The following is a 19,376-nucleotide window of genomic DNA, read 5'->3' as shown; positions in this document are numbered from 1 at the left end:
CGTCCCGGTGCCCTGACCGGACCACGGCTACCGGAACCGGCAAGGGCCTCCGCGGCCCGTTCTGCCCGCCGCCTCCGGTCCGACCCCAGCCCCGGGAGCCGCGCCACCGCGTTACCCGCGAGCGGGCGGCGGTGCGCGCATGACCGTGCTGGACAACCGGACACTCAACCGCGCGACGCTCGCCCGGCAACTTCTCCTCGAACCGTCCGACATGCCGGTCCTCGACACGATCGCACACCTGGGCGGACTGCAGGCGCAGGCTCCGCAGGAGCCGTTCGTCGGGTTGTGGTCACGGCTGCGCGCGTTCGACCCGACGGCCCTCTCGGACCTGCTCACCGAGCGACGGGCCGTGCGCATGCACCTCATGCGCCGCACCGTGCACCTGGTGTCCGCCGAGGACGCCCTCGCCTGGCGGACCCGCTTCGACGGGATGCTGCACCAACGAACACTCGGTGTGCACCGCAGCGTGCTCGAGGGGGTGGACCTCGACGAACTCGCCGCGGCGGGCCGGGCGGTGCTGGCCGACGGGGAGCCCCGCACCATGGCCGGACTCGTCGAGGCGCTCGCCGACCGCCGGCCGGGCCGGGACAAGCGGGCGCTGGGCGAAATCCTCGTCGCCGCCCTCGTCCCTGTCGTGCAGGTTCCCCCGCGCGGGCTGTGGCGTACCCGGGCCGGGGTACGCAACGTCCTGCTCTCCTCCTGGCTCGGCCGGGAGGCCGCCCCGCCCGCACCGGACGGCTCCGATCCGGTCGGCCGGGCCCTGGTCCGGCGGTACCTGGCCGCGCACGGGCCGGCGGCCTCGGCGGACCTGCGTGCCTGGTGCGGCCTGTCCGGACTCCCGGCCGCGGTGTCGGCGCTGCGGGAGGAACTGGTCTCCTTCCGCGACGAACGCGGCCGAGAGCTGCTGGACCTTCCGGACGCGCCACGCCCGGATCCCGGTACGCCCGCGCCGGTGCGGTTCCTGCCCGCGTTCGACAACGCGGTCCTCGGCTACCACGACCGCAGCCGGATCATCGACGACGTCCATCGCGGCCTCTCCGTCGCGGGCGAACGCGTCGTACTGGTCGACGGCCGCGTGTCCGCGACCTGGCACACCGGCTCCGCGGACACCGTGTCCGTCTCCCCGCTGCGCGGCCTGTCCGCGGCCGAGCGCACCGCCGTGGCCGAGGAGGCGGAGCGACTGGCCCGGCTCCTCTCCTGGGACGGCAGCGCCCGGATCCGGCTGGATCGGCCGGGGTGACGAGGAACGACCGGCCGCAGCCCATGCGTTCCGGACGGCGACCGGTCGTGTCCCGGGTCAGCGTCCGGTCGTGCCGTCGATCAGTTCGCGGAGGATGTCCGCGTGGCCGGCGTGGCGGCCGGTCTCCTCGATCAGATGGGTGAGGGCCCAGCGCAAGCTGGGTGCCGGGATGTTCGGCCGGGGCCGGGGAACCGGAGCGCTCAGGTCGGCGCACTCGTCGAGGACGGCGTTCGCCCGTACCGTCACGGCCCGGTAGCGGGCGACCACCTCGGCCACGCTGTCCTGCGGCGAAGCGCGGAAGGTCGCCTGCCAGTCGGCCACCCGGTCGCCGAGGAACGTCGCGCTCTCGACGAGGACGAGGTGGTTGAGCAGGCCGAGCAGATTCGTCCCGGAGGGTACCTGCGCTGTCCGGACCTGCGGTTCGGGCGCGTCCTCGACCTTCGCGGCGACCGCGTCGCGGAGGTGGTCGAGGAATCCGCGCAGCACCTCGGCCTCGGCGGGTCCGGTGCGGGGCGGTGGGGTGTCGCGGCGGCGGGAGCCGGTGGGCATGGTGATCTCCTTCGTGCGGTGCCTCGGCGGCGCAGGTTCAGGCGGTGCGGCGGATGAGCAGGAGGTGGTCGGTGACTTCGGCGGTCTGCCCACCGGGGCCGGTGGCCGTCCGGTGCAGCACTTCGGCCCGCTCCAGCGGCCAGAGCGCCGGGTCCAGGCCGATACCGGCGGCGACCTCGTGCGGGGCCGGGTAGTGGACGCCGGGGTCCTGGTTCCACGACCACGGAGCGGTGGAGCCGTGGTCGACGATCAGCAGCTGTCCACCGGGGCGCAGTGCGTGCGCTGCCGCGCGCAGGACGGCGTCCCGGTCCAGGCCGAGAGGGGTGTGCAGGTAGTGGGCGCAGATCAGGTCGAACCGGCCGGGCGGGAAGGGGTCGCCCAGGTCGTGCCGCTCGGCGGTGACCCGGTCGGCGAGACCGTGCGCGCGGGCGAGACCGGCGAGCCGGCGGACGGCCACAGCCGAGATGTCGAGCGCGGTCACCCGCCAGCCCTGGCGGGCGAGCCACAGCGCGTCACCGCCGTCCCCGCAGCCGAGGTCCAGCACGTCGCCGGGCGCCAGGCCGGTGACCGTCTCGGTGAGACGTACGTTCGGGCGGGGGTCGGTGGGGGCGGCACGGGCCTCGTAGACGCCGTCCCAGAACTCGACCGCTTGGGTGTTCATCGAGCCTCCTTCTGTCGGTACGCAGGCAAGGTTCGCGCCGCTCAGCGCTATCGGCACGGAAACTTGCCGGTCTGGCAAGATGGCCTCCGTGGATCCCGCACAGGAGGACGTGCTCGGCGCCGTGGGACCGCGGCTGCGCGCGCTGCGCCGCCGGCGCGGCCTGACCCTCGCCGAGCTCGCGGCGGCGACCGGGGTGTCGGAGAGCACGTTGTCGCGGCTGGAGAGCGGACGGCGCCGGGCGACCCTGGAACTGCTGCTTCCGCTGACCCGCGCCTACGACGTACCGCTGGACGATCTGGTCGGTGCGCCGCGCACGGGCGACCCCCGCATCCATCTGAAGCCGGTCCACCGGTTCGGGATGGTCCTCGTTCCGCTGTCCAGGCGGCCGGGCGGCACGCACGCGTTCAAGATGATCATTCCCGCCCGGGCTGAGCCCCTCGAGCCGACTCCGCAGACACACGAGGGTTTCGAGTGGCTGTATGTGCTCGACGGCCGGCTCCGGCTGCTGCTGGGCGAACGCGACCTGAAGCTGGCGCCGGGCGAGGCGGCGGAGTTCGACACGTCCCGGCCCCATTGGCTGGGCAGCGCCGACGGCGGCACGGTCGAACTGCTCATTCTGTTCGACCTGCAGGGGCTGCGTGCCCATACACGGGCGGACGCCCGGCGGTCCGCCTGGACCGAGCGCGAGCGGTGAGCCGGGCGGAGCGGCCGTGACGGCGGTGGTGCGTCGGCTGTGCCGCCGCTCGCCGGGCGGCGCCGGGTGGCGCGTGCGACGGTGTCGACGCGGCCTGCCGCCCGAACCGGCGGGTGGCCGAGGCCGGAGTCCGGCCGGCCGGCGTGTGCCCGGGGTGCCCGGACGCCCTGGCGGCTCCGGACGGGTGCGAGCGGAAACTCCCTACCGCGGTGGCGGCAGGAAGCGGAGACTCACCGTATGACTGACGTCGGGGCGTTCCGGGATGCGGTGACCGCCTGGGCGGCCGGTGGCGCCGGTGACACCGCGCGCGAGCCGGCCGCGCGGCTGTCGGTGCGGACCGCGGTCCTCCTCGAAGGAGCCAGCGACCTGGCGGCGGTCGACGCGCTGGCCGCGGGGCGCGGCCGGGATCTGGCCGCCGAGGGTGTCTGCGTCCTGCCGATGGGTGGTGCGATGAGTGTGGGGCGCTTCACCTCCGCTCTCGGGCCGCCCGGCCTGGGTCTGCGGCTGACCGGGCTGTGCATGGACAGCGTTGAACTGGGCGACCTCACGGCCGATTTCGCCCACCTGATCAGGCGTGTCGAGGAGAGCGGCGAGCGTGTGAAGGTCACCGACGCCGGTGTGCCGGCGGGCGTGCTGCTCCCGTCGGCCGAGCTGGCGGAACTGGAGCACTTCGCGCAGCGGGTCCGCGGGAGCCCGCGACCGTGGTCCGGCACGATCCGCCCGAGTTGCGCCGGTCCGCAGCGGCAGGGGCTGTACGTGCGGTACGCGCACAGCGACGCGGTCAGGATGACGTTCGCACAGGATCACCTGGTGGTGGCCGAGCTGCGTTCCGTGGCGGAGTTCGCGTGGCTGGAGGAGAGGGCACGCGCCGGCCGCCAGGGCTCCATGGACTCGAAGCAGGCCGCGGCTTTCGAGGAGTTCCTCGCCCGTCGGCGCCCGGCTGGGGACGGCATCGCATGGATCGCCGGCTCATGGCGGGAGCAGGAGCCCTTCACCGTGCTGGAGTTCGTCAAGGGCCCGACGCCCGAGGCGGTCGCGCTCGGCTACGGGGCCGACGCCCAGGATGTCGCCGACGGAGTGCTGCTGCACCAGGTGCGGGAGCGGAACGACCGCGAAGGCGGCAACGACTTCCTCGACGCCCTGGCCTTCGGCGAGGCGGACGGGTGGACATGGCTGGGCCACCACGACTTCGACGGCGCCCTCTCCCCCGCTCTCGACCCGCCGCCGGCGCAGCGGATCACGCTGACCGCGACCATGGCGAAGGGCCTCTACCAGTTCGGCTACGCCAGGGACGGGGTGTACCAGAATCCGTTCCCGCTGGAGCACACCGAGGACGGGCGGCACGACATGTACGAGCTCATCTGGTACACGCCGGGCAGGACGCCCTTCGCACCCGACGCACCGCTGGGCTTCCTCAACCCGCACATCCGACGAGCCGAGGAGCAGACCGACCACACGGACGGCATATCCCTCTTCTTCGCCGGGCTGGAGCGGGCCTTCGGCCTCTCCCTCCCCCGGGAGGCCCTGGTGTCCGGACAGGTGCGCTGCGCCCGCCCCGCCCGAGCCGCCCGCAGCTGAGGCCGGCCGGCGGCTCACCGGCCGGCCGTGCCGCCCGCGGGCCGAACGGCAGTGCGTCGCGCCGGCCTCCGCGTGCGGCCGGAGCGCGCCTCCTGGCGCGACCGTCGCCGCGCCGTACCGGCGACCGCCTTGACGCACTCGATCCCGCATCTTGACTTGGTACAGACCAATGCAGTTGAGTTTTCCTCACCCCCTACATGCGAGGAGAGCACCAGTGTCGAAGCGACGCGTCATGGCACTGCTGACCGCGCTGACGGTCGGATGCGCCTTGTGGTTTGTCATGCCCACGACTTCTCAGGCCGCCCCGGCCCGCAAGAGTGCGGCAGCGGAGTTCGTCGTCAGCGAAGCGCAGTTCAATCAGATGTTCCCGAACCGGAACTCCTTCTACACCTACAGCGGTCTCACCGCCGCACTGGACGCCTACCCGGGATTCGCCAACACCGGCAGCGACACGGTCAAGCGGCAGGAGGCCGCGGCGTTCCTGGCCAACGTCAGCCACGAGACCGGCGGCCTCGTCCACATCGTCGAGCAGAACGAGAGCAACTACCCCCACTACTGCGACGCCGGCCAACCGTACGGTTGCCCCGCCGGGCAGGCCGCCTACTACGGTCGGGGCCCCATCCAGCTCAGCTGGAACTTCAACTACAAGGCCGCGGGCGACGCCTTGGGGATCGACCTGCTCAACGACCCGTACCAGGTGGAACGGAACGCGGCGGTCTCCTGGAAGACCGCTCTGTGGTACTGGAACACCCAGTCCGGTCCCGGGAACATGACACCGCACCGCGCCATGGTCGACGGCGCGGGCTTCGGCGAGACGATCCGGGCGATCAACGGGAGCCTGGAGTGCGACGGCGGGAATCCCGGCCAGGTCCAGAGCCGGATCGACAAGTACCAGCAGTTCGCCGCGGTCCTGGGAGTTCCCGCGGGTGACAATCTGAGCTGCTGACTCCCGCGTGCTCCGCCGTCTCGGGCGAAGGACGTCAGACAACAGCGCGGAAGGCACGGACGGAGCCCGGGTCGGCCACAGTCGGCCCGGGCTGCACCGGCTCTGCTCCGGGCACGACTCGGACACGCCACCCGCCCCCGGTCTCCGGACGATCTCAGGGCAGCGGACGTCCGCGCGCGCTGATCCACAGCGCGTACCACTCCTCGTGTGTGAGGCGCGAAGCCCGCCCCGCCGCGTCCTTGCACGCACGGATGCGTTCGGGACTGGTGGTTCCCACGACGGGGGCTATCCGGGCCGGGTGGCGCTGCAGCCACCACAGCAGAACGGTCTCGGGGGTCGTGCCCTTGGCTGCCGCCAGGTCCTTCAGCAGCGCGGCGGTGCGGTGCTGCTCCGGTGTCTCCTGCCGCCCTGTGTAACGGCCCTGGGCGAGGGCACCCCACGCCTGGAGGCGTATGCCGTTGCTGCGGCAGTACTCCATGGTCCCCAGCGGAAATCCATTGCCCGCGGCCGCCGTGGTGTTGACGAGGACGCCCGCCTCGAGCCAGTCCCGCCGCTCCAGACTCATCTCCAACTGGTCGACCGCCAGCGGCAGCTCCAGGTGCGCCTGCAGCTCGGCGATCTGGCCGGCGCTCATGTTGGACACACCGAAGCGGCGCACCAGTCCCTCGCGGTGCAGCGACGTCAACGCCTCGGCCACGTCGGCCGGGTCCGCGAGGGGATCGGGGCGGTGCAGCAGGAGGACGTCGAGGACATCGGTACCGAGCCGGGTGAGGCTCTCCTCGACCCGGCGGCGGATACGTGCACCGCGCAGGTCGTAGTGGCCGGGGCGGTCGCCGTCGGGCAGCCGTATGCCGCACTTCGTCTGCAGCACGATGCGCTCGCGCAACCCCGCCGCACGGCCGAGGACTTCGCCGAAGACGGCCTCGGCCCTGCCGCCGCGGTAGATGTCGGCATGGTCGAAAACGGTGATCCCGGCGTCGAGAGCAGCCTCGACAGCGGCTTCCGCGGCGCCGATCTCCGCCGCGCCGCCGGCCTCCGCCTCCCCGGTGCCGCCGAGGCCCATGCAGCCGTACAGCAGGGCGTAGTCGTCTTCAGCTGGCGTCACCCACGCAACGTACCAGCCGAACTCCCGGCCGAACCGGGCCCGTGTCCGTGCGGGAGCGCACCGAGCAGCAGCCGCTCTCCGGATTCCGGCACCCACGGACACGACCGCAGCCGGCACACGGCGCACGCCGGGTGGGAGCGGTCTCGCTCAGTCGGACGCGCCGAGGCGGGTGCGCGGCGTCGGGACCATGGGCACACCGGCCCTCGCTGCGACTCCCCCGTGCGCGCGCGAGGCGGTCCGAGGAGGCCCTGCCGCGCCCTTCCACCACCTGCGGCAACCGCGGTCTACCGAGCGGCGGCGCGCGGCGGCCGTGCCGTGGGGTCCAGCAGCCCGGTGACCAGGCGAGTGGTGAGACGGTGCCAGAAGCCCGGTCGGCGGAGCATCGCGTGGTCCCCACCGGGCACCGGAATCATGCGGGCCTCCGCTCCCCCGGCCCGGGCCCGGCGTACGAACTCCTCCGAAGCGCGAGGATCCGTCGTCCGGTCGCGGTCACCGTGCACGAGGGCGAGGCGCGAGCCGGCGAGGTGTGCCACCGGCTCCCCCGGGGGGCACCACGGCGCGAGGCCGACGACGCCCCGCACACTCGGATGTCCTGCCACCCGCAGCGCGGCCCGGCCGCCCATCGAGTGCCCGAGCAGCACGACCGGAACCTCGCCCACCCGGTCCGCCAGCTCCGTGAGGGCCTGCCGGGCGTCCCGCGCCGGGTCCTGGCGGTCGCCGTTCCAGCCCCGGTGGCGATAGCGGACCGTGCCGAGCACCACACCCTGCCCAGCGGTCGCCCGCCCGATCATCCGCACGAAGGGCCGCATCCGGGCGCCGGGCAGGTTCCACGGCGGCGGGGCTTCCAACCCGTCGGCACGGCCACCGTGCAGGACCAGGACCGCGGCCTGCGGTACGGCAGCCGGCATGGCCAGCGACACTGCGGAAGCGGGGTCTTCCACCGGACACTCCTCGAACTGGGCGGACGGACAGGGTCGCAGGACGGGCCGATCCGGGCCACCGGCACCCGGTCCGACGACGGTCCCGGGTGCCCGCCGACGCGGTTCGCCCGTCCGCGGGCCCATCCTCCACTTCGGAGCCGGAGTGCTCGCGGATGGGTGGGCCTGCGCGATTCCCGGCCCGCTTCGCGGCGGTCCGCCACCCCGAGGACCCGTTCGACAGGCGGAGCGGCGTCGGACGCGGCCGGCGGCTGCTCTTCCAGGACGTGCCCGAGGCCAAGTCCGGCAAGAACCGCCTGCACATCGACGTGCACAGCGGGCCGGACGGCCGCGAGGCACTGGTGGCGCGGCTGGAGGGACTGGGCGCGACCCGCCTCCGCGAGGTCGACCAGGGGCCCGCCGGCCACTGGTGGGTCCTCCAGGACCCCGAAGGCAACGAGTTCTGCGCGGCGTAGGCCGAAGCCGAGCCGCCGCGCCGCCCCGCGACGAGGTCATGTACGGATCTGCCCGCACCGACCCGGGCGAGCCCGGCCCGCACCGACGGCGTGCTATGCCGGTCGGCGGCCCCGCCGCGCCGACCGCACCGCCGTCGGGGACGTGGACGGAGCCGAGCCGCCTCGCCCTCGCCCTCACCGGTGGCAGGTGCACGCTCCACCGCGTGAGCGCGCACGGAACAGCGGGCCGTGCCCAGCCGGCGGTCCGCTCGCCCCGCGACCGGGCAACGCCCGGGTCCCGCCGCGGGTCGGGGTCTCCGCGGCCGGCCGGACGGCGCGTCTCCCGCCGCCGGTCTCGGGGCAGGCCTCAGGGCCGCGGCAGGGCGACGGCTGCCGGACGCCGGCCGGGGCCGGTCGGGTGTGTTCCCGTCACTCCGCTCACCAGCGAGTACAGCGAGGTCGTGGCAGTGATGAAGAGGCGGTTGCGCTTGGCGCCACCCCAGGCGATGTTGGCGACCGGCTCCGGTACGTCGAGCCGGCCGATCAGGGTGCCGTCCGGGTCGTAGCAGTGCACACCGTCGTTCATCGCCGCCGCCCACAGCCGGCCGTCGGCGTCGAAGCGGAGGTTGTCGAAACGGGCTTCGGGCCGCTCCACGGCATCCGCGAACACCACACCCTCGCCGAGCGATCCGTCCTCGCGCACCGGGAAGACCCGGATGCATCCGGCGCGGGTGTCGGAGACGAACAACTGCCGCTCGTCGGCCGAGAACACGAGTCCGTTGGGGGCTCCGAATCCGTCCGCCGCCACCTCCACCCGCCCGGTCGCGGGATCGATCCGGTAGACGTTGTTCGCGCCGATCTCGCTCTCCGCCCGGTGCCCCTCGTAGTCGCTGGTGATGCCGAAGTCCGGGTCGGAGAACCAGATCGCACCGTCCGAGGTCACCGCTGCGTCGTTGGGGCTGTTGAGCCGCTTGCCCTGCCAGCGGTCGGCCAGCACCGTGCGGGTGCCGTCGTGCTCGGTCCGGGTCACCCGGCGGTTCCCCTGCTCGCAGGTGATCAGGCGGCCCTGCCGGTCGAGGGTGTTGCCGTTGGTATGGCCGGCCTCGCGGCGGAAGACGCTGACGGCGCCGGTCTCCTCGTCCCAGCGGAGCATCCGGTCGTTCGGGATGTCACTCCAGACCAGTTGCCGCCAGGCGGGCAGGTACACCGGCCCTTCGGCCCACCGGCACCCGGTGTGCAGCACCTCCAGCCGCTCGTCGCCGACCATGCAGCGCCCGGAGCGGAAGCGGTCGTCGAAGCACTCGTACAGCTGGGGCCGTCGTTCGGCAGTCATAGGAACACCCTCTCGCAGCTGAATCTCATTCGATGCTCACTCGCATCAGCAGTATGATGTATTGCTAGCACAAGCTTCTGTCGAATGGGAGAGTTGTGGATCATATCGACCGCGCCCTGCTGACCCGGCTCCAGCAGGACGCCACGGAGTCCTACGCCGCCCTCGGCGAGGCGGTCGGCCTGTCCCCCGGCGCCACCCACGAACGGGTGCGGAAGCTGCGCGAACGGGGCGTGATCCGACGGACCACCGTCGAGGTGGATCCGGCCGCGGTGGGTGGGGACGTACTGGCCTACGTCATGCTCGACTCCACGGCCTGGATGGGCGACTCCGCACCCGCCCTCGCGGCGCTGCCCGAGGTCCAGGAGGCCCACGTCACCGCCGGCAGCGCCTCGGTGCTGGTGAAGGTGCGCGCCTCGACCACCGGGCAACTGCAGGACGTACTGCGGCGGCTGTACGCGATCGAGGGCGTCAGCGGGACCCAGGCCACCGTCGTCCTGGAGACGTTCTTCGAACGGCCGGTGCCGGTGAAGGACGCGTGAGCCCTGCACGCGGCGCATCCGGCCCCCGCGTGCCGACGTGCCGGGGGCCGCGGCCGACGGGCGGGGCGGCGGGGGCCCGTAGTCTGTCGGGGCGTTCGCGGTCCGCGCGGCGCGCCTCAAGCGCCGCGACAGCGGCGGCATGACCAGGAGTCGGGAGTTCGGCACCGTGCAGGAGTCCGCATCCAGCCGCCAGGAGCCGCACGGGCAGGGCGGTTCGCCGCCGCATGACGAGCCGGTGCGCGCGGTGCGAAGCGGTCCGACGGGGCGCACCTCCTGTCTCGTCACCGGGTACGCCGAGGCCCGGCAGGCGCTCGGCGACCCGCGGCTGTCGAAGGACACCGCCGCCTTCTTCTCGAACGCGCCCTCGCGGCGCCGCCTGCACCCCGCAGTGGCCCGGAGCATGCTGGCCAGCGATCCCCCGCGGCACAGCCGGCTGCGGAAGCTGGTCACCAGAGCCTTCACCACCGGCGCCGTCGCCGCGCTGCGCCCGTTCGTCGAACAGGTCACCACGGCGCTGCTGATGCGATGGCACTCCCCCGGGCTGGTCGACGCGGTGGAGGAGCTGGCCATGCCGCTGCCCGTCGCGGTCATCTGCGAGCTGCTGGGGGTGCCCGCGAGCGACCGGGCGGACGTGCGGCGCTGGTCCGCCGATCTGTTCGCGGCGGGCCGGCCCGAGGTGATCGACGCGGCCTCGCACGCGCTGGCCGACTACATGGCCGGGCTCGTCGCCGAGAAGCGGATCCGGGGCGGGGACGGACTACTGGACCAGCTGATCGCGGTCCGGGACGGCGCGGACCGGCTGAGCGAGGAGGAGCTGGTGTCCCTCGGCGTGCTGCTGCTCGTCGCCGGGCACGAGACGACCACCCACTTCATCGGCAGTTCGCTCCTCGCCCTGCTGCAGCACCCCGCCGAACTCGAACTGCTGCGCCGTGCCCCCCACCGGGTACGTGACGTGCTCGACGAACTGCTGCGGCACAGCTCCCCCGTGAGCACGGCCACCTTCCGGTTCACGACGCGGCCCAGCACACTCGGCGGCACCGACCTGCCGCCGGGATGCCCGGTGCAGGTGGCGATCGGATCCGCCAACCGGGACCCCGGCCGCTACCCCTCGCCCGACCGGCTGGACCTCGCCCGGGACGCCTCCGGGCATCTCGCCTTCGGTCACGGCATCCACCGATGCCTGGGAGCGCCGCTCGCCCGGCTGGAGGGGGAGATCGCGCTGCGGATGGTGCTGACCCGGTTCCCGGACATCCGGCCGGCCGTGGACCCGGCGGAGCTGGAGTGGCGCCCGACCCGGCTGGTCCGCGGCCTGTCCGCACTGCCTGTCCTGGTGTGACGGCGGGCTCACCGGGCAGCCCCGGGTTTCGTGGGCCCGGGGCTGGCACAGTACCGGAGGCGGGGGCTCAGCCGATGCGGTAGCCGTCCCCGTAGACCATCCACTCCAGTGGCGGCTCGAGGTCGAGGTTGCCCTCGCGCAGGAAGACGCGCTGCGCGGTCTCGATCCGGCTGGTGTCGCGGTGTGCTTCCTCCTGCTTCATCGCCCTGACCCGCGCGTCGAGGAAGGCGTGGAGGTACGCGGTCTCGTCGCCGCCCGCGGCCGGGGGCCGCGCCCGGCCCAGGGCGCGCTCGCGGATGCTGCCGAAGCCGGTGGCGCCACTCCCGCCGCCGTGCATGACGAAGGCGTCGTAGTAGGCGAACTGCCCCAGTGCCCGCAGCCCGTCATCCCTGCCCTGGGCGACCGCCGGATCGAAGTAGCCGCGGTCGCGTTCGTCGTTCTGGGCCTGCCGGAACAGGTGGTCGCGGGCGGCGGTGCGCCAGTCGCCGGGAAAGCGCGGGTCGAGCCCGTCGTGCGAGTCGGAGCCGTCCACCGCTCGCAGCGCGGGCAGGTAGCGGGCCAGAAGGTTGCCCGGCGCGCCGTCCGTGTACCGCTCGACGAGGCCGAGCAGGTCCCCCGTGCCGGAGCAGAACCCGATGATCCCGGCCGTGTATCCCCGGCCGTCGCCGATGTCCTCGATGTACCCGTACTGGGCCTGCCAGTCGAGCGAGGAGTTCTCCGCGCTCGAGACCAGTTGCATGGCGATCTCCTTCCTGGCGGGGTCGTCGAGTCCCGTCTGCGGCACACCGGCCGAGGCGGCCGGGAGGGAGCGGGCGCCCGCCAGGGGGACCGACGCCAGGGACGCGCCCGCGAGTGCGAGCACCGTACGGCGTGCGGGGTTCCTCCGACGCGGTGTACCACCGGACGGTGACATCTGCGGGCTCCAGCCGATGCGGGGGCGGCCGCCCGGGAGGTCACCGGTGCGGGCCGCAGGGAGAGCTGACCGATCACTCACTACCACAGCGTGCCCGTATCCGGCACCTTGCCGATCCTTGGCGCCCGTCCTCGCGCCCGCAGCCGGACGGAGCCCGCGCTCCGCCGGAACGTAATTCTCAGACACCGGGACCCGCCCCGGAACGCGCCGTGGCGCCGGCCCTGGTGGAACGCGTCACCGCCGGTGCGGGGCGACCGGGACCGGCGAGAGCCGCGAGCGGGGAAACGGCGAACCGCGGGCGGACGGTCGGCTATTCCGCCGACGGGCCGCCGCGCTCCCACTGGGTGCGCAGCCGGCCCAGATGGGCACGCATGCACGCCTGCGCACCCGTCGCGTCGCGGGCCAGTACCAGGTCGAGCAGCACCTCGTGCTCCTCGGCGGATTCGATGAGCTGGCCGCTCTCGGCGAGCCCGGCGAGGCCGTAGAGGCGTGAGTGGCTGCGCAGTGGGGCCACGGTCTCCACCAGGCGCCGGTTCCCGGCGAGTTCGAGCAGGGCCAGGTGGAACCTGCGGTCGGCCTCCAGGAAGCCGACGAGGTCGCCGGCCCGGGCCGCCGCCACTATCTCCTGCGCGACAGGGCGCAGCTCCTCCAGCCGGGCGGAGTCGGCTGCGCGCGCCACCTCTCCGACGGTGGACGCCTCGATCAGCTCGCGGATCCCGACGTACTCGGCCAGATCGCGGCGCGACAGCTCGGTCACCCGGAAGCCCTTGTTGCGCACGGGCTCCACCATGCCCTCCCGCGTGAGGTCGAGCATGGCCTCGCGCACGGGTGGCCGAGACGCCGAACTGCGCGGCGAGCTGGGGTGCGGAGTACACCGTGCCGGGGCGCAGCCGGCCGGCGATCAGCGCGGCACGCAGGGCCTGCGCGACGTGGTCGCGGATGCTGAGCCGTCCGGCACGGTGGGCAGCTTCAGCGGGCGGTCTGCGGTCATGGGTGCGCTGCTCCTCGGCGTGCGGGGACGAGCGTGATCGCGCCGGTGATCGTGCCGAGTGTAGGGCGAGCGCCGCCGGTCCGGCTCCGGGAATCCGGTCGCCGCACGGTCCTTCCTCCATGACATGTGATGTGTGATTGTACTGAGCGGACGTCGGCACGTACGGACCGGAGCTGAGATCGGCGCTACGGGGCGGACTGGACGCCTTCTTCGGCTCGGCGCACTCCCACGACGTCACGGACGCCAACGGCGAGACCCTGTCCGAGGCGGTCACCCTCATCGACAGCGCGGAGGAGAACGCGCACTACCTCGACATCGTCAAGCGGATGCTGACCGGCTACGACAGCTCCTACAACGACAAGTACTGGATGGTCAACGCGGTCAACAACGCCTACGGGGTGCTGTGGCGGGGCCATCGGCAGCCCGACTTCGTCCGGGCCGTTCAGCGGGATCCGAGCATCCTGTGGACCCTGCACGCCTTCGCCCGCGACCACCTCGGCCTGCTGGGCGGGGAACGCTACTTCCTCACCTACAACGCGGGACGCGAATTGGGGCGGTTCCTCCAGCACGCGTCGCTGCGCGGCACGGTCCGCCCGCTGGCGAAGGACGTGCTGGAGGCCGGTGACATCACCGGCGAGACCGCCGCACTGTGGGTGGGTGTCGCGGAGACGGCCGACGCGTACGACCAAGGACAGGTGCGCGTGCTACGGCGTCTGCGAACTCAAGGACAAGCTGACGGAGGCCGTGCTCAAGGACAGGAAGTCCTGCAGCGGCAGCATCGCGATGGTCGCCCAGGACATGAGCGCCGAGGACTTCGCAGCCGCCTGCGACAGCCTCACCGGGCAGGACGCGTACTTCCACCGGGTCGCCCGGGACAGCGGGCCGGTCGCGGACGACCGGAACAGCAGCATCGAGGTCGTCGTCTTCGACTCCAGCCGCGACTACCGGATCTACGCGGGCGCCCTCTACGGCATCGACACCGACAACGGTGGCATGTACCTGGAGGGCGACCCGTCGGCGGCCGGCAACCTGCCCCGCTTCATCGCCTACGAGGCCGAGTGGCTGCGGCCGGACTTCCGGATCTGGAACCTCAACCACGAGTACACGCACTATCTCGACGGCCGCTTCGACATGTACGGCGACTTCGCGGCCGGGTAGCCGAACCGCCGCCGGGGGCCGGCACACTGCGCCGGGCCCCGGCACCGCCGGTGGGGCCGCACGGGCGGCCCGCCGCGGACGCCGTAGCGGCCCCGCATCACTTCCGGTCCGCTCTCCCGGTGCGCACCGCGCCCGCGCTGGCGCCGATCACCAGCGCGACGGCCAGACACTGCACGGCCGTGAGTTCCTGGCCCAGCACCAGGAATCCCGCCAGTGCCGCGATCCCGGGAGCCAGGCTCATCAGCACCGCGAAGGTCGCCGCAGGCAGCCGACGCAGCGCCAGCAACTCCAGGGTGTAGGGCACTCCCGAGGACAGCAGCGCCACCGCCAGCCCGAGCCCCAGCACCTCCGGCTCCAGCAGCACCCCGCCCGCCGACCCGATCCCCAGCGGCAGGCTGACGAGCGCGGCCACCGCCATCGCCACCGCCAGTCCGTCCAGCCGCGGGAAGCGGGCCCCGGTCCGGGAGTTGAAGACGATGTAGGCCGCCCACATGGCACCGGCACCCAGCGCGAAAGCGATGCCGGCCGGGTTCAGCGCATCGAAACCGCTCCGGCCGAGCAGGATGACGCCCACGAGTGCCAGCCCCGCCCACACCAGGCTCACCGCCCTGCGCGCGGTGACCACGGACAGCGCGAGCGGGCCGAGTACCTCCAAGGTCACCGCCGGACCCAGCGGAATCCGGTCGACCGCCTGGTAGAACAGGGTGTTCATACCGGCGAGCGCCAGCCCGAAGGCGACCACCACGGCCCAGTCGGCGCGGCTGTGCCCGCGCAGCCGGGGGCGGCAGACCACCAGCAGCAGTACGGCCGCGAGCGTCACCCGCAGTGCCACCACCCCCAGGGCACCGGCACGCGGGAAGAGCAGGGCGGCGACGGCCGAACCGAACTGCACCGAGAACGCACCGGCCAGCACCAGCCCGATGCCGCCGAGGCTGCCGACTCGTGCAGGCACGCGGACGGATCCCGCCCCGCCCGCCGCAGCCGTGCCGGGCGCTGTCGCGGATCCGTCGCCCGCGGTCTCCACCCCGGAACCCGTATGTGTCATGCGGCTCACGCTACGCGCCGACCCCGACGCCGTGAAATGCAGAATGCTCTGCGGTTATGCTTCACAGGCATGACTATGGAGCTGCGCCATCTGCGGGTCTTCCTCGCCATCGCCGAGGAAGGCAGCATCACGCGTGCCGCCGCCAGGCTGCACACCGGCCAGCCCGCGCTCTCCCGGACGCTGCGCCGGCTGGAGGACCATCTCGGCGTACGCCTGGTCGACCGCTCGACCCACCACCTCGACCTCACCACGGCGGGCCGCACCTTCCGCGACCGCGCCGCCACCGCGCTGGCCGCCGCAGACGCGGCCTTCGACCCCCGTTCGCTGTCCGCGGCCCGGCCGCTGCGCCTCGGACATCCGTGGGCCGCGCTCGGCAGCTGGACCGTCCCGCTGCTGCGCCGCTGGGACCAGGAGCACCCCGAGGTGCCGCTGGAGCTGCGCCGGATCGACGACCGCACCGCGGGACTCACCCGGGGCAGGGTCGATGCCGCACTGCTGCGGGGCCAAGTCCCGCTGCCCGGCATGGTCACGGAGCTCCTGCTGGAGGAGGAGCGCGTGGCGGTGGTCCCCGAGGGCAGCGGCCTCGCGGAGCGCGACACGCTGACCCTGGCGGACCTCACGGCCTGGCCGGTCGCGCTGAACACCGTCGCGGGTACCACCACCCTGGATCTGTGGCCCGCAGGCGCCCGGCCCGCGCGGACGCTGGAGGTGGCCAACACGGACGAGTGGCTGACCGTGATCGCCGCGGGCCGGGCCGTGGGCATCACGACCTCGGCGACCCCCGGACTGCACTCCCAGCCGGCGCTCGCCTACCGCCCGCTGACCGACGCGCCGCCGGTCCCGCTGGTGCTGGCCTGGCACCGCGACGTACCGGCCCACCCGGCGATCCCCGCGCTGGTCGGCCTCGTCCGCGACGTGGTGGCGGGACACTGACCCGTGCGGCTCCGGACACCGCGGCGTTCCGCGGACCGTGAATCCCCGGCCGGTACCAGAGGCGCGGACCCGAGGACGACGCAGCACTGCGGTGCCAGGCGGAAGGGCGGCCGCCGGGGCGAGCGGAGACCGGCCCCTGCGGACACCGCCGGAGCCGATGTGATGATCACTTCATGACGGATCCCTTCGAGACTTCCGACGGCGAGGTTGTGCCGACAGCGGCGCGCCGGCCCGGGCACGAGATCACCCAGGCACTCCAAGGCCTGATCAGCGGCACCGGGATGTGGCGGAGCGACGCGCTGGTCGGCATCGAGCGGGCCGGGCGGTACCTCGCCGGCGGCAGCGACACGGACGACGTGGAAGCGCCGCCGCCCGCGGGGGACGGTTCCTGGACGCGGTTCATCGGGCGGATCGCCGCGGTCGCGCTGCGGGCCGCGGCCCCCTCGACCCGTCCCGAGCGGCGCGATGTACTGCTGAACCTGCTGGAGGTCTGGGCGCGGAGCCCGTTCCCGGATCCGGCGTACCGCTTCCGTACCGGCCAGGTCACCGGCGCCGCGGGATGGGGCGTCCGCGGAGCGGGCGGTGCCGTGCTGGCGACCTACTGGCCGCAGCACGGCACCGGCCCCTTCCTCGAAGCACGCCGCGAGGGTGCCGAGCCACCCGTGGCGGGCACGATCGGTGCACCGCTGGACGTGCCGCAGGGCTGGGGGACCCGCGCACAGCTGTACCGTCTGATCGAACTCGTCCGGCAGCGCGGACCCGTGCCGTGGGACCGGGGCGCGGTGGAGCAGCTCGCCCAGGCCACCGGCATGAGCACGGGTGCGGCCGCCCTGGCGCTGGCGGGCAACCCCGGCGCGGGCAGCCACTCCGTGCCGTTCCTCGACGCCCAAGAACGCCGGGTGCTGGGACTCACCTCGGCCGAGGCCGAGGACGCGCGGCGGGAACTGGACTCGCTGGACGCCCTGGACCGGCTCCAACTGCTGTCCGCCGCGCCGCCCGAGGAGGTGTCCGAGCTGTGGGAGCCGGGCGGGCTGCGCGGGGTGGCGGACCGGATCGCGCGGGAGTGGACGGCCCACCGGCCGGCCGGTGCGTCCGCTCCGCGCGCCACCTGGGAGGCCGCGCTGGGGCTGCGGACGGGGCTCTCGGCGACCCGGCTGTGCGGGCTCTTCCTCGAACCGGACGCCCGGGTCTTCCCGGTCCGGGCCGATGAGCGCGCCGCTTCCCATCGCAGCGTTCCGCTGCCGCTCCGCTCGGCGTACGAGGACGCCGTGCGCGGAGAGAACCACACCGGCCGGGGAGCGTGGCGCGCCCTCGTCCAGGCCCTGCCCTGGGCCTACGCCGACCTGCCGGCAGGCGACCCGGTCCGGGCCGGAGCTCCGGAGGCCGGGCGGCTGCTGCGCGGGATCCTGGAGCCGCTGCGGGACGCGTCCGGGCGGATACCGGCGGATGTCCTGTGGCGGCACGGCCTCTCCGCGCACCAGGCGGAGTGGCTGCGCGGCGGCGGCTGCGCGCGTGTCATGGAACGGATCGCCGACGAGGCGCTTGCGGAGGGAAGGTATGAATCCGACCCGCGCGCATGCGTCCCCGACCTGGTCGGGCGGGTGGCGCGGCACCTCGGCGTACAGGAGGCACCGGCCGCCTACTACCTCCAGGTGCTGGCACTGGATGCCCCCACCGACCGCCGGGTGTGCCGCTGGATGGGCTGGAGCCGGCAGGAACTGCGCGCCGCGGGCGCGGTGCTGGTCGAACGCGGCCTGCTCGTCGAGGACAAGCGGCCCCGCGCGGGCCGGACGGTGTTCCTGCCCGGCCCCTGGGCGCGCGCGGCGGCTCCGCTGCCCCCGATGGAGCGGTGGAAGGCGCCGCTGCTGGGAGCGCGCCTGTCCGCCGACGGCGATACGGTGCAGGACGTTCCGCTGCCCGAGCGCACGCTGCCGGACCTCTTCGCCCTCGCCTGGCGTCGGGTGACGGGCGGTCAGCCACCGGCCGGCTGACGCCCGCCGGACCCGTCTGGGCCGACCGCGGCCGCGGGGCCGGTCCGCGACAGCGTGCCCGGGGTCAGCTCCAGCTCGGCGTCGGCCCGAGCCGCGAGCGGAAGGGAACCGGCCGGCCGGAGTCCGCGTCGAGCAGGATGCGGTCGCCCAGGCGCCGCCGCAGGGTCACCTTCACCTGCTGGCGGACGGCCTGCTTGGTGCACAGGGCACCCGGATCCCGGTCCTCGCGCTCCTTGACGGAGGCGGTCAGCACCACGCTGCCGGACGACTCGCGCACCTCCACTCGCGCACCGTCGTCGCAGACGCCGTGCAGGGCGGCCACGGTGACCGACCGCCCGTCGGGGGAGATCCGCACCAGATACTCGAGGGAGCCGCGGGAGCCGGAGGTGTGCGCGACCGGCGAGCGCGGCAGCGCCGAGGGAACGGCGGCGGCCCGCACCAACGGAGCGTCGTACCCCTTCAGGGTGAACAGCCAGGCGGGGACGGTCGCCCGGCCCCGGACGGTGGCCACGCTCAGCTCTCCCCGCTTCGCCCCGGTCACCGTCAGATGCGGCTCGGTGCTGCTGCGCTTCAGCGCCTCGAACGCCTGGTGCGCGGAGATCAGCGGCCGGGTGAGCGACCGGCCGCCGTCCCGCACCACCCGGCCCTTCGTCCGCTCGGCCTCCGGCAGTTCTCCCCGGAGGACGAAGCTGCCGCCGCGGTACGCCTCTTCGTCGGCGCTGGCGTGCAGGCCGCCGCGCGGCGTGCGGACCACCTCGCCCATCGGGTGGTACCCGGCGCGCCACGCGGCGGCGGCGCGGGAGCCGTCCCAGGCCGCGGCGACCTGCCGGGCGCGCTCGGCGCGCGCCCGGCTGCCGCCGTCGCCGGGGCCGTCCCCGGCCTGTTGCCGGCCGCAGCCGGCGCCCGCGCCCAGCGCGGCGGTGCTCAGCAGCATCGCGGCGAGCAGACCGGCAGAGCGCGGCGAGCGGACCCGCATATGACCTCCCGCAGAT

18 protein-coding genes and 3 pseudogenes are annotated in these 19,376 nt (G+C 73.8%); 11 read left to right on the top strand and 10 right to left on the bottom strand.

Going from position 1 to position 19,376, the window contains the following annotated elements; translation table 11 throughout:
• Positions 1–139 precede the first annotated feature (139 nt).
• On the top strand, positions 140–1,240 hold the full coding sequence (locus tag ACFYMO_RS28960) for a winged helix DNA-binding domain-containing protein (protein WP_388550099.1): 1,101 nt from the start codon (positions 140–142) through the stop codon (positions 1,238–1,240).
• Between the two features lie 57 nt (positions 1,241–1,297).
• Here ACFYMO_RS28960 and ACFYMO_RS28955 read toward each other — a convergent pair whose 3' ends face one another.
• Both ACFYMO_RS28955 and ACFYMO_RS28950 read right to left on the bottom strand, forming a co-directional pair.
• Positions 1,298–1,789, bottom strand: a complete 492-nt coding sequence (locus ACFYMO_RS28955; protein WP_366771316.1) for a DinB family protein — start codon at positions 1,787–1,789, stop codon at positions 1,298–1,300.
• A 37-nt stretch (positions 1,790–1,826) separates the two neighbouring features.
• The gene (locus ACFYMO_RS28950) at positions 1,827–2,450 is read right to left on the bottom strand and encodes a class I SAM-dependent methyltransferase (RefSeq protein ID WP_388550095.1); all 624 of its coding nucleotides are present in this window, start codon (positions 2,448–2,450) and stop codon (positions 1,827–1,829) included.
• Between the two features lie 79 nt (positions 2,451–2,529).
• Here ACFYMO_RS28950 and ACFYMO_RS28945 point away from each other — a divergent pair, with 79 nt between their 5' ends.
• Both ACFYMO_RS28945 and ACFYMO_RS28940 read left to right on the top strand, forming a co-directional pair.
• Positions 2,530–3,144, top strand: coding sequence for a helix-turn-helix domain-containing protein (locus ACFYMO_RS28945; RefSeq protein WP_366771318.1), 615 nt, complete (start codon positions 2,530–2,532; stop codon positions 3,142–3,144).
• Positions 3,145–3,381: 237 nt separating this feature from the next.
• A pseudogene (locus tag ACFYMO_RS28940) lies at positions 3,382–3,756 on the top strand (TOPRIM nucleotidyl transferase/hydrolase domain-containing protein); the annotation flags it as partial.
• A 191-nt stretch (positions 3,757–3,947) separates the two neighbouring features.
• On the opposite strand, the gene ACFYMO_RS28935 reads toward ACFYMO_RS28940, so the two are convergent.
• Positions 3,948–4,139 carry a hypothetical protein gene (locus ACFYMO_RS28935; protein WP_366771377.1) on the bottom strand — a complete coding sequence of 64 codons (192 nt, stop codon included), beginning with the start codon at positions 4,137–4,139 and terminating at the stop codon, positions 3,948–3,950.
• Between the two features lie 863 nt (positions 4,140–5,002).
• On the opposite strand from ACFYMO_RS28935, the gene ACFYMO_RS28930 reads away from it, so the two are divergent.
• Entirely contained in the window at positions 5,003–5,668 is a 666-nt protein-coding gene (locus ACFYMO_RS28930) for a chitinase (protein WP_388550216.1), read from the top strand.
• A 154-nt stretch (positions 5,669–5,822) separates the two neighbouring features.
• Here ACFYMO_RS28930 and ACFYMO_RS28925 read toward each other — a convergent pair whose 3' ends face one another.
• The gene (locus tag ACFYMO_RS28925; protein ID WP_366771320.1) at positions 5,823–6,773 is read right to left on the bottom strand and encodes an aldo/keto reductase; all 951 of its coding nucleotides are present in this window, start codon (positions 6,771–6,773) and stop codon (positions 5,823–5,825) included.
• A 284-nt stretch (positions 6,774–7,057) separates the two neighbouring features.
• A complete protein-coding gene (locus ACFYMO_RS28920; protein WP_388550092.1) occupies positions 7,058–7,714 on the bottom strand; it encodes an alpha/beta hydrolase in 657 nt (218 codons plus the stop codon).
• Positions 7,715–7,896: 182 nt separating this feature from the next.
• On the opposite strand from ACFYMO_RS28920, the pseudogene ACFYMO_RS28915 reads away from it, so the two are divergent.
• Positions 7,897–8,166 (top strand): annotated as a pseudogene (locus tag ACFYMO_RS28915) (VOC family protein); the annotation flags it as partial.
• Between the two features lie 346 nt (positions 8,167–8,512).
• On the opposite strand, the gene ACFYMO_RS28910 reads toward ACFYMO_RS28915, so the two are convergent.
• Positions 8,513–9,478: an SMP-30/gluconolactonase/LRE family protein gene (locus tag ACFYMO_RS28910; protein ID WP_388550089.1), complete on the bottom strand. Its 966-nt coding sequence runs from the start codon at positions 9,476–9,478 to the stop codon at positions 8,513–8,515.
• A gap of 95 nt (positions 9,479–9,573) precedes the next feature.
• On the opposite strand from ACFYMO_RS28910, the gene ACFYMO_RS28905 reads away from it, so the two are divergent.
• On the top strand, positions 9,574–10,017 hold the full coding sequence (locus tag ACFYMO_RS28905) for an Lrp/AsnC family transcriptional regulator (RefSeq protein ID WP_388550087.1): 444 nt from the start codon (positions 9,574–9,576) through the stop codon (positions 10,015–10,017).
• Between the two features lie 139 nt (positions 10,018–10,156).
• Entirely contained in the window at positions 10,157–11,353 is a 1,197-nt protein-coding gene (locus tag ACFYMO_RS28900) for a cytochrome P450 (RefSeq protein WP_366771324.1), read from the top strand.
• A 67-nt stretch (positions 11,354–11,420) separates the two neighbouring features.
• Here the strand turns inward: ACFYMO_RS28900 and ACFYMO_RS28895 are convergent, their stop codons facing one another.
• Together ACFYMO_RS28895 and ACFYMO_RS28890 are read right to left on the bottom strand one after the other, a co-directional pair.
• Positions 11,421–12,266 carry a chitosanase gene (locus ACFYMO_RS28895; protein WP_388550083.1) on the bottom strand — a complete coding sequence of 282 codons (846 nt, stop codon included), beginning with the start codon at positions 12,264–12,266 and terminating at the stop codon, positions 11,421–11,423.
• Positions 12,267–12,576: 310 nt separating this feature from the next.
• Positions 12,577–13,080, bottom strand: coding sequence for a GntR family transcriptional regulator (locus ACFYMO_RS28890; protein ID WP_388550080.1), 504 nt, complete (start codon positions 13,078–13,080; stop codon positions 12,577–12,579).
• Here ACFYMO_RS28890 and ACFYMO_RS28885 point away from each other — a divergent pair.
• A complete protein-coding gene (locus ACFYMO_RS28885; RefSeq protein WP_388550077.1) occupies positions 13,079–13,294 on the top strand; it encodes a hypothetical protein in 216 nt (71 codons plus the stop codon). The genes ACFYMO_RS28890 and ACFYMO_RS28885 overlap by 2 nt on opposite strands.
• Before the next feature lie 115 nt (positions 13,295–13,409).
• Positions 13,410–14,409: pseudogene (locus ACFYMO_RS28880) on the top strand (collagenase); the annotation flags it as partial.
• A 103-nt stretch (positions 14,410–14,512) separates the two neighbouring features.
• Here ACFYMO_RS28880 and ACFYMO_RS28875 read toward each other — a convergent pair.
• Positions 14,513–15,460 (bottom strand): EamA family transporter, encoded by a 948-nt coding sequence (locus ACFYMO_RS28875; protein WP_366771325.1) that lies wholly within the window; start codon positions 15,458–15,460, stop codon positions 14,513–14,515.
• A gap of 69 nt (positions 15,461–15,529) precedes the next feature.
• Here ACFYMO_RS28875 and ACFYMO_RS28870 point away from each other — a divergent pair, with 69 nt between their 5' ends.
• Together ACFYMO_RS28870 and ACFYMO_RS28865 are read left to right on the top strand one after the other, a co-directional pair.
• On the top strand, positions 15,530–16,393 hold the full coding sequence (locus ACFYMO_RS28870; protein ID WP_366771326.1) for a LysR family transcriptional regulator: 864 nt from the start codon (positions 15,530–15,532) through the stop codon (positions 16,391–16,393).
• Between the two features lie 173 nt (positions 16,394–16,566).
• Positions 16,567–18,384 (top strand): hypothetical protein, encoded by a 1,818-nt coding sequence (locus tag ACFYMO_RS28865; protein ID WP_388550073.1) that lies wholly within the window; start codon positions 16,567–16,569, stop codon positions 18,382–18,384.
• A gap of 64 nt (positions 18,385–18,448) precedes the next feature.
• On the opposite strand, the gene ACFYMO_RS28860 is transcribed toward ACFYMO_RS28865, so the two are convergent.
• Positions 18,449–19,360, bottom strand: coding sequence for a hypothetical protein (locus ACFYMO_RS28860; RefSeq protein ID WP_388550070.1), 912 nt, complete (start codon positions 19,358–19,360; stop codon positions 18,449–18,451).
• Positions 19,361–19,376 lie beyond the last annotated feature (16 nt).

It is taken from the genome of Streptomyces sp. NPDC007025, from assembly GCF_042869455.1.
In the GTDB taxonomy this organism is placed as follows: domain Bacteria; phylum Actinomycetota; class Actinomycetes; order Streptomycetales; family Streptomycetaceae; genus Streptomyces.
This window is presented reverse-complemented; position numbering and strand designations above follow the sequence as displayed.

Bases quoted from the DNA above. Each gene is read 5' to 3' on its own strand.
- ACFYMO_RS28960 (WP_388550099.1), top strand. From the start codon at position 140: ATGACCGTGCTGGACAACCGGACACTCAACCGCGCGACGCTCGCCCGG.
- ACFYMO_RS28955 (WP_366771316.1), bottom strand. From the start codon at position 1,789: ATGCCCACCGGCTCCCGCCGCCGCGACACCCCACCGCCCCGCACCGGA.
- ACFYMO_RS28950 (WP_388550095.1), bottom strand. From the start codon at position 2,450: ATGAACACCCAAGCGGTCGAGTTCTGGGACGGCGTCTACGAGGCCCGT.
- ACFYMO_RS28945 (WP_366771318.1), top strand. From the start codon at position 2,530: ATGGCCTCCGTGGATCCCGCACAGGAGGACGTGCTCGGCGCCGTGGGA.
- ACFYMO_RS28930 (WP_388550216.1), top strand. From the start codon at position 5,003: ATGCCCACGACTTCTCAGGCCGCCCCGGCCCGCAAGAGTGCGGCAGCG.
- ACFYMO_RS28910 (WP_388550089.1), bottom strand. From the start codon at position 9,478: ATGACTGCCGAACGACGGCCCCAGCTGTACGAGTGCTTCGACGACCGC.
- ACFYMO_RS28900 (WP_366771324.1), top strand. From the start codon at position 10,157: ATGACCAGGAGTCGGGAGTTCGGCACCGTGCAGGAGTCCGCATCCAGC.
- ACFYMO_RS28895 (WP_388550083.1), bottom strand. From the start codon at position 12,266: ATGTCACCGTCCGGTGGTACACCGCGTCGGAGGAACCCCGCACGCCGT.
- ACFYMO_RS28885 (WP_388550077.1), top strand. From the start codon at position 13,079: ATGGCCTCGCGCACGGGTGGCCGAGACGCCGAACTGCGCGGCGAGCTG.
- ACFYMO_RS28890 (WP_388550080.1), bottom strand. From the start codon at position 13,080: ATGCTCGACCTCACGCGGGAGGGCATGGTGGAGCCCGTGCGCAACAAG.
- ACFYMO_RS28875 (WP_366771325.1), bottom strand. From the start codon at position 15,460: ATGACACATACGGGTTCCGGGGTGGAGACCGCGGGCGACGGATCCGCG.
- ACFYMO_RS28870 (WP_366771326.1), top strand. From the start codon at position 15,530: ATGACTATGGAGCTGCGCCATCTGCGGGTCTTCCTCGCCATCGCCGAG.
- ACFYMO_RS28865 (WP_388550073.1), top strand. From the start codon at position 16,567: ATGACGGATCCCTTCGAGACTTCCGACGGCGAGGTTGTGCCGACAGCG.
- ACFYMO_RS28860 (WP_388550070.1), bottom strand. From the start codon at position 19,360: ATGCGGGTCCGCTCGCCGCGCTCTGCCGGTCTGCTCGCCGCGATGCTG.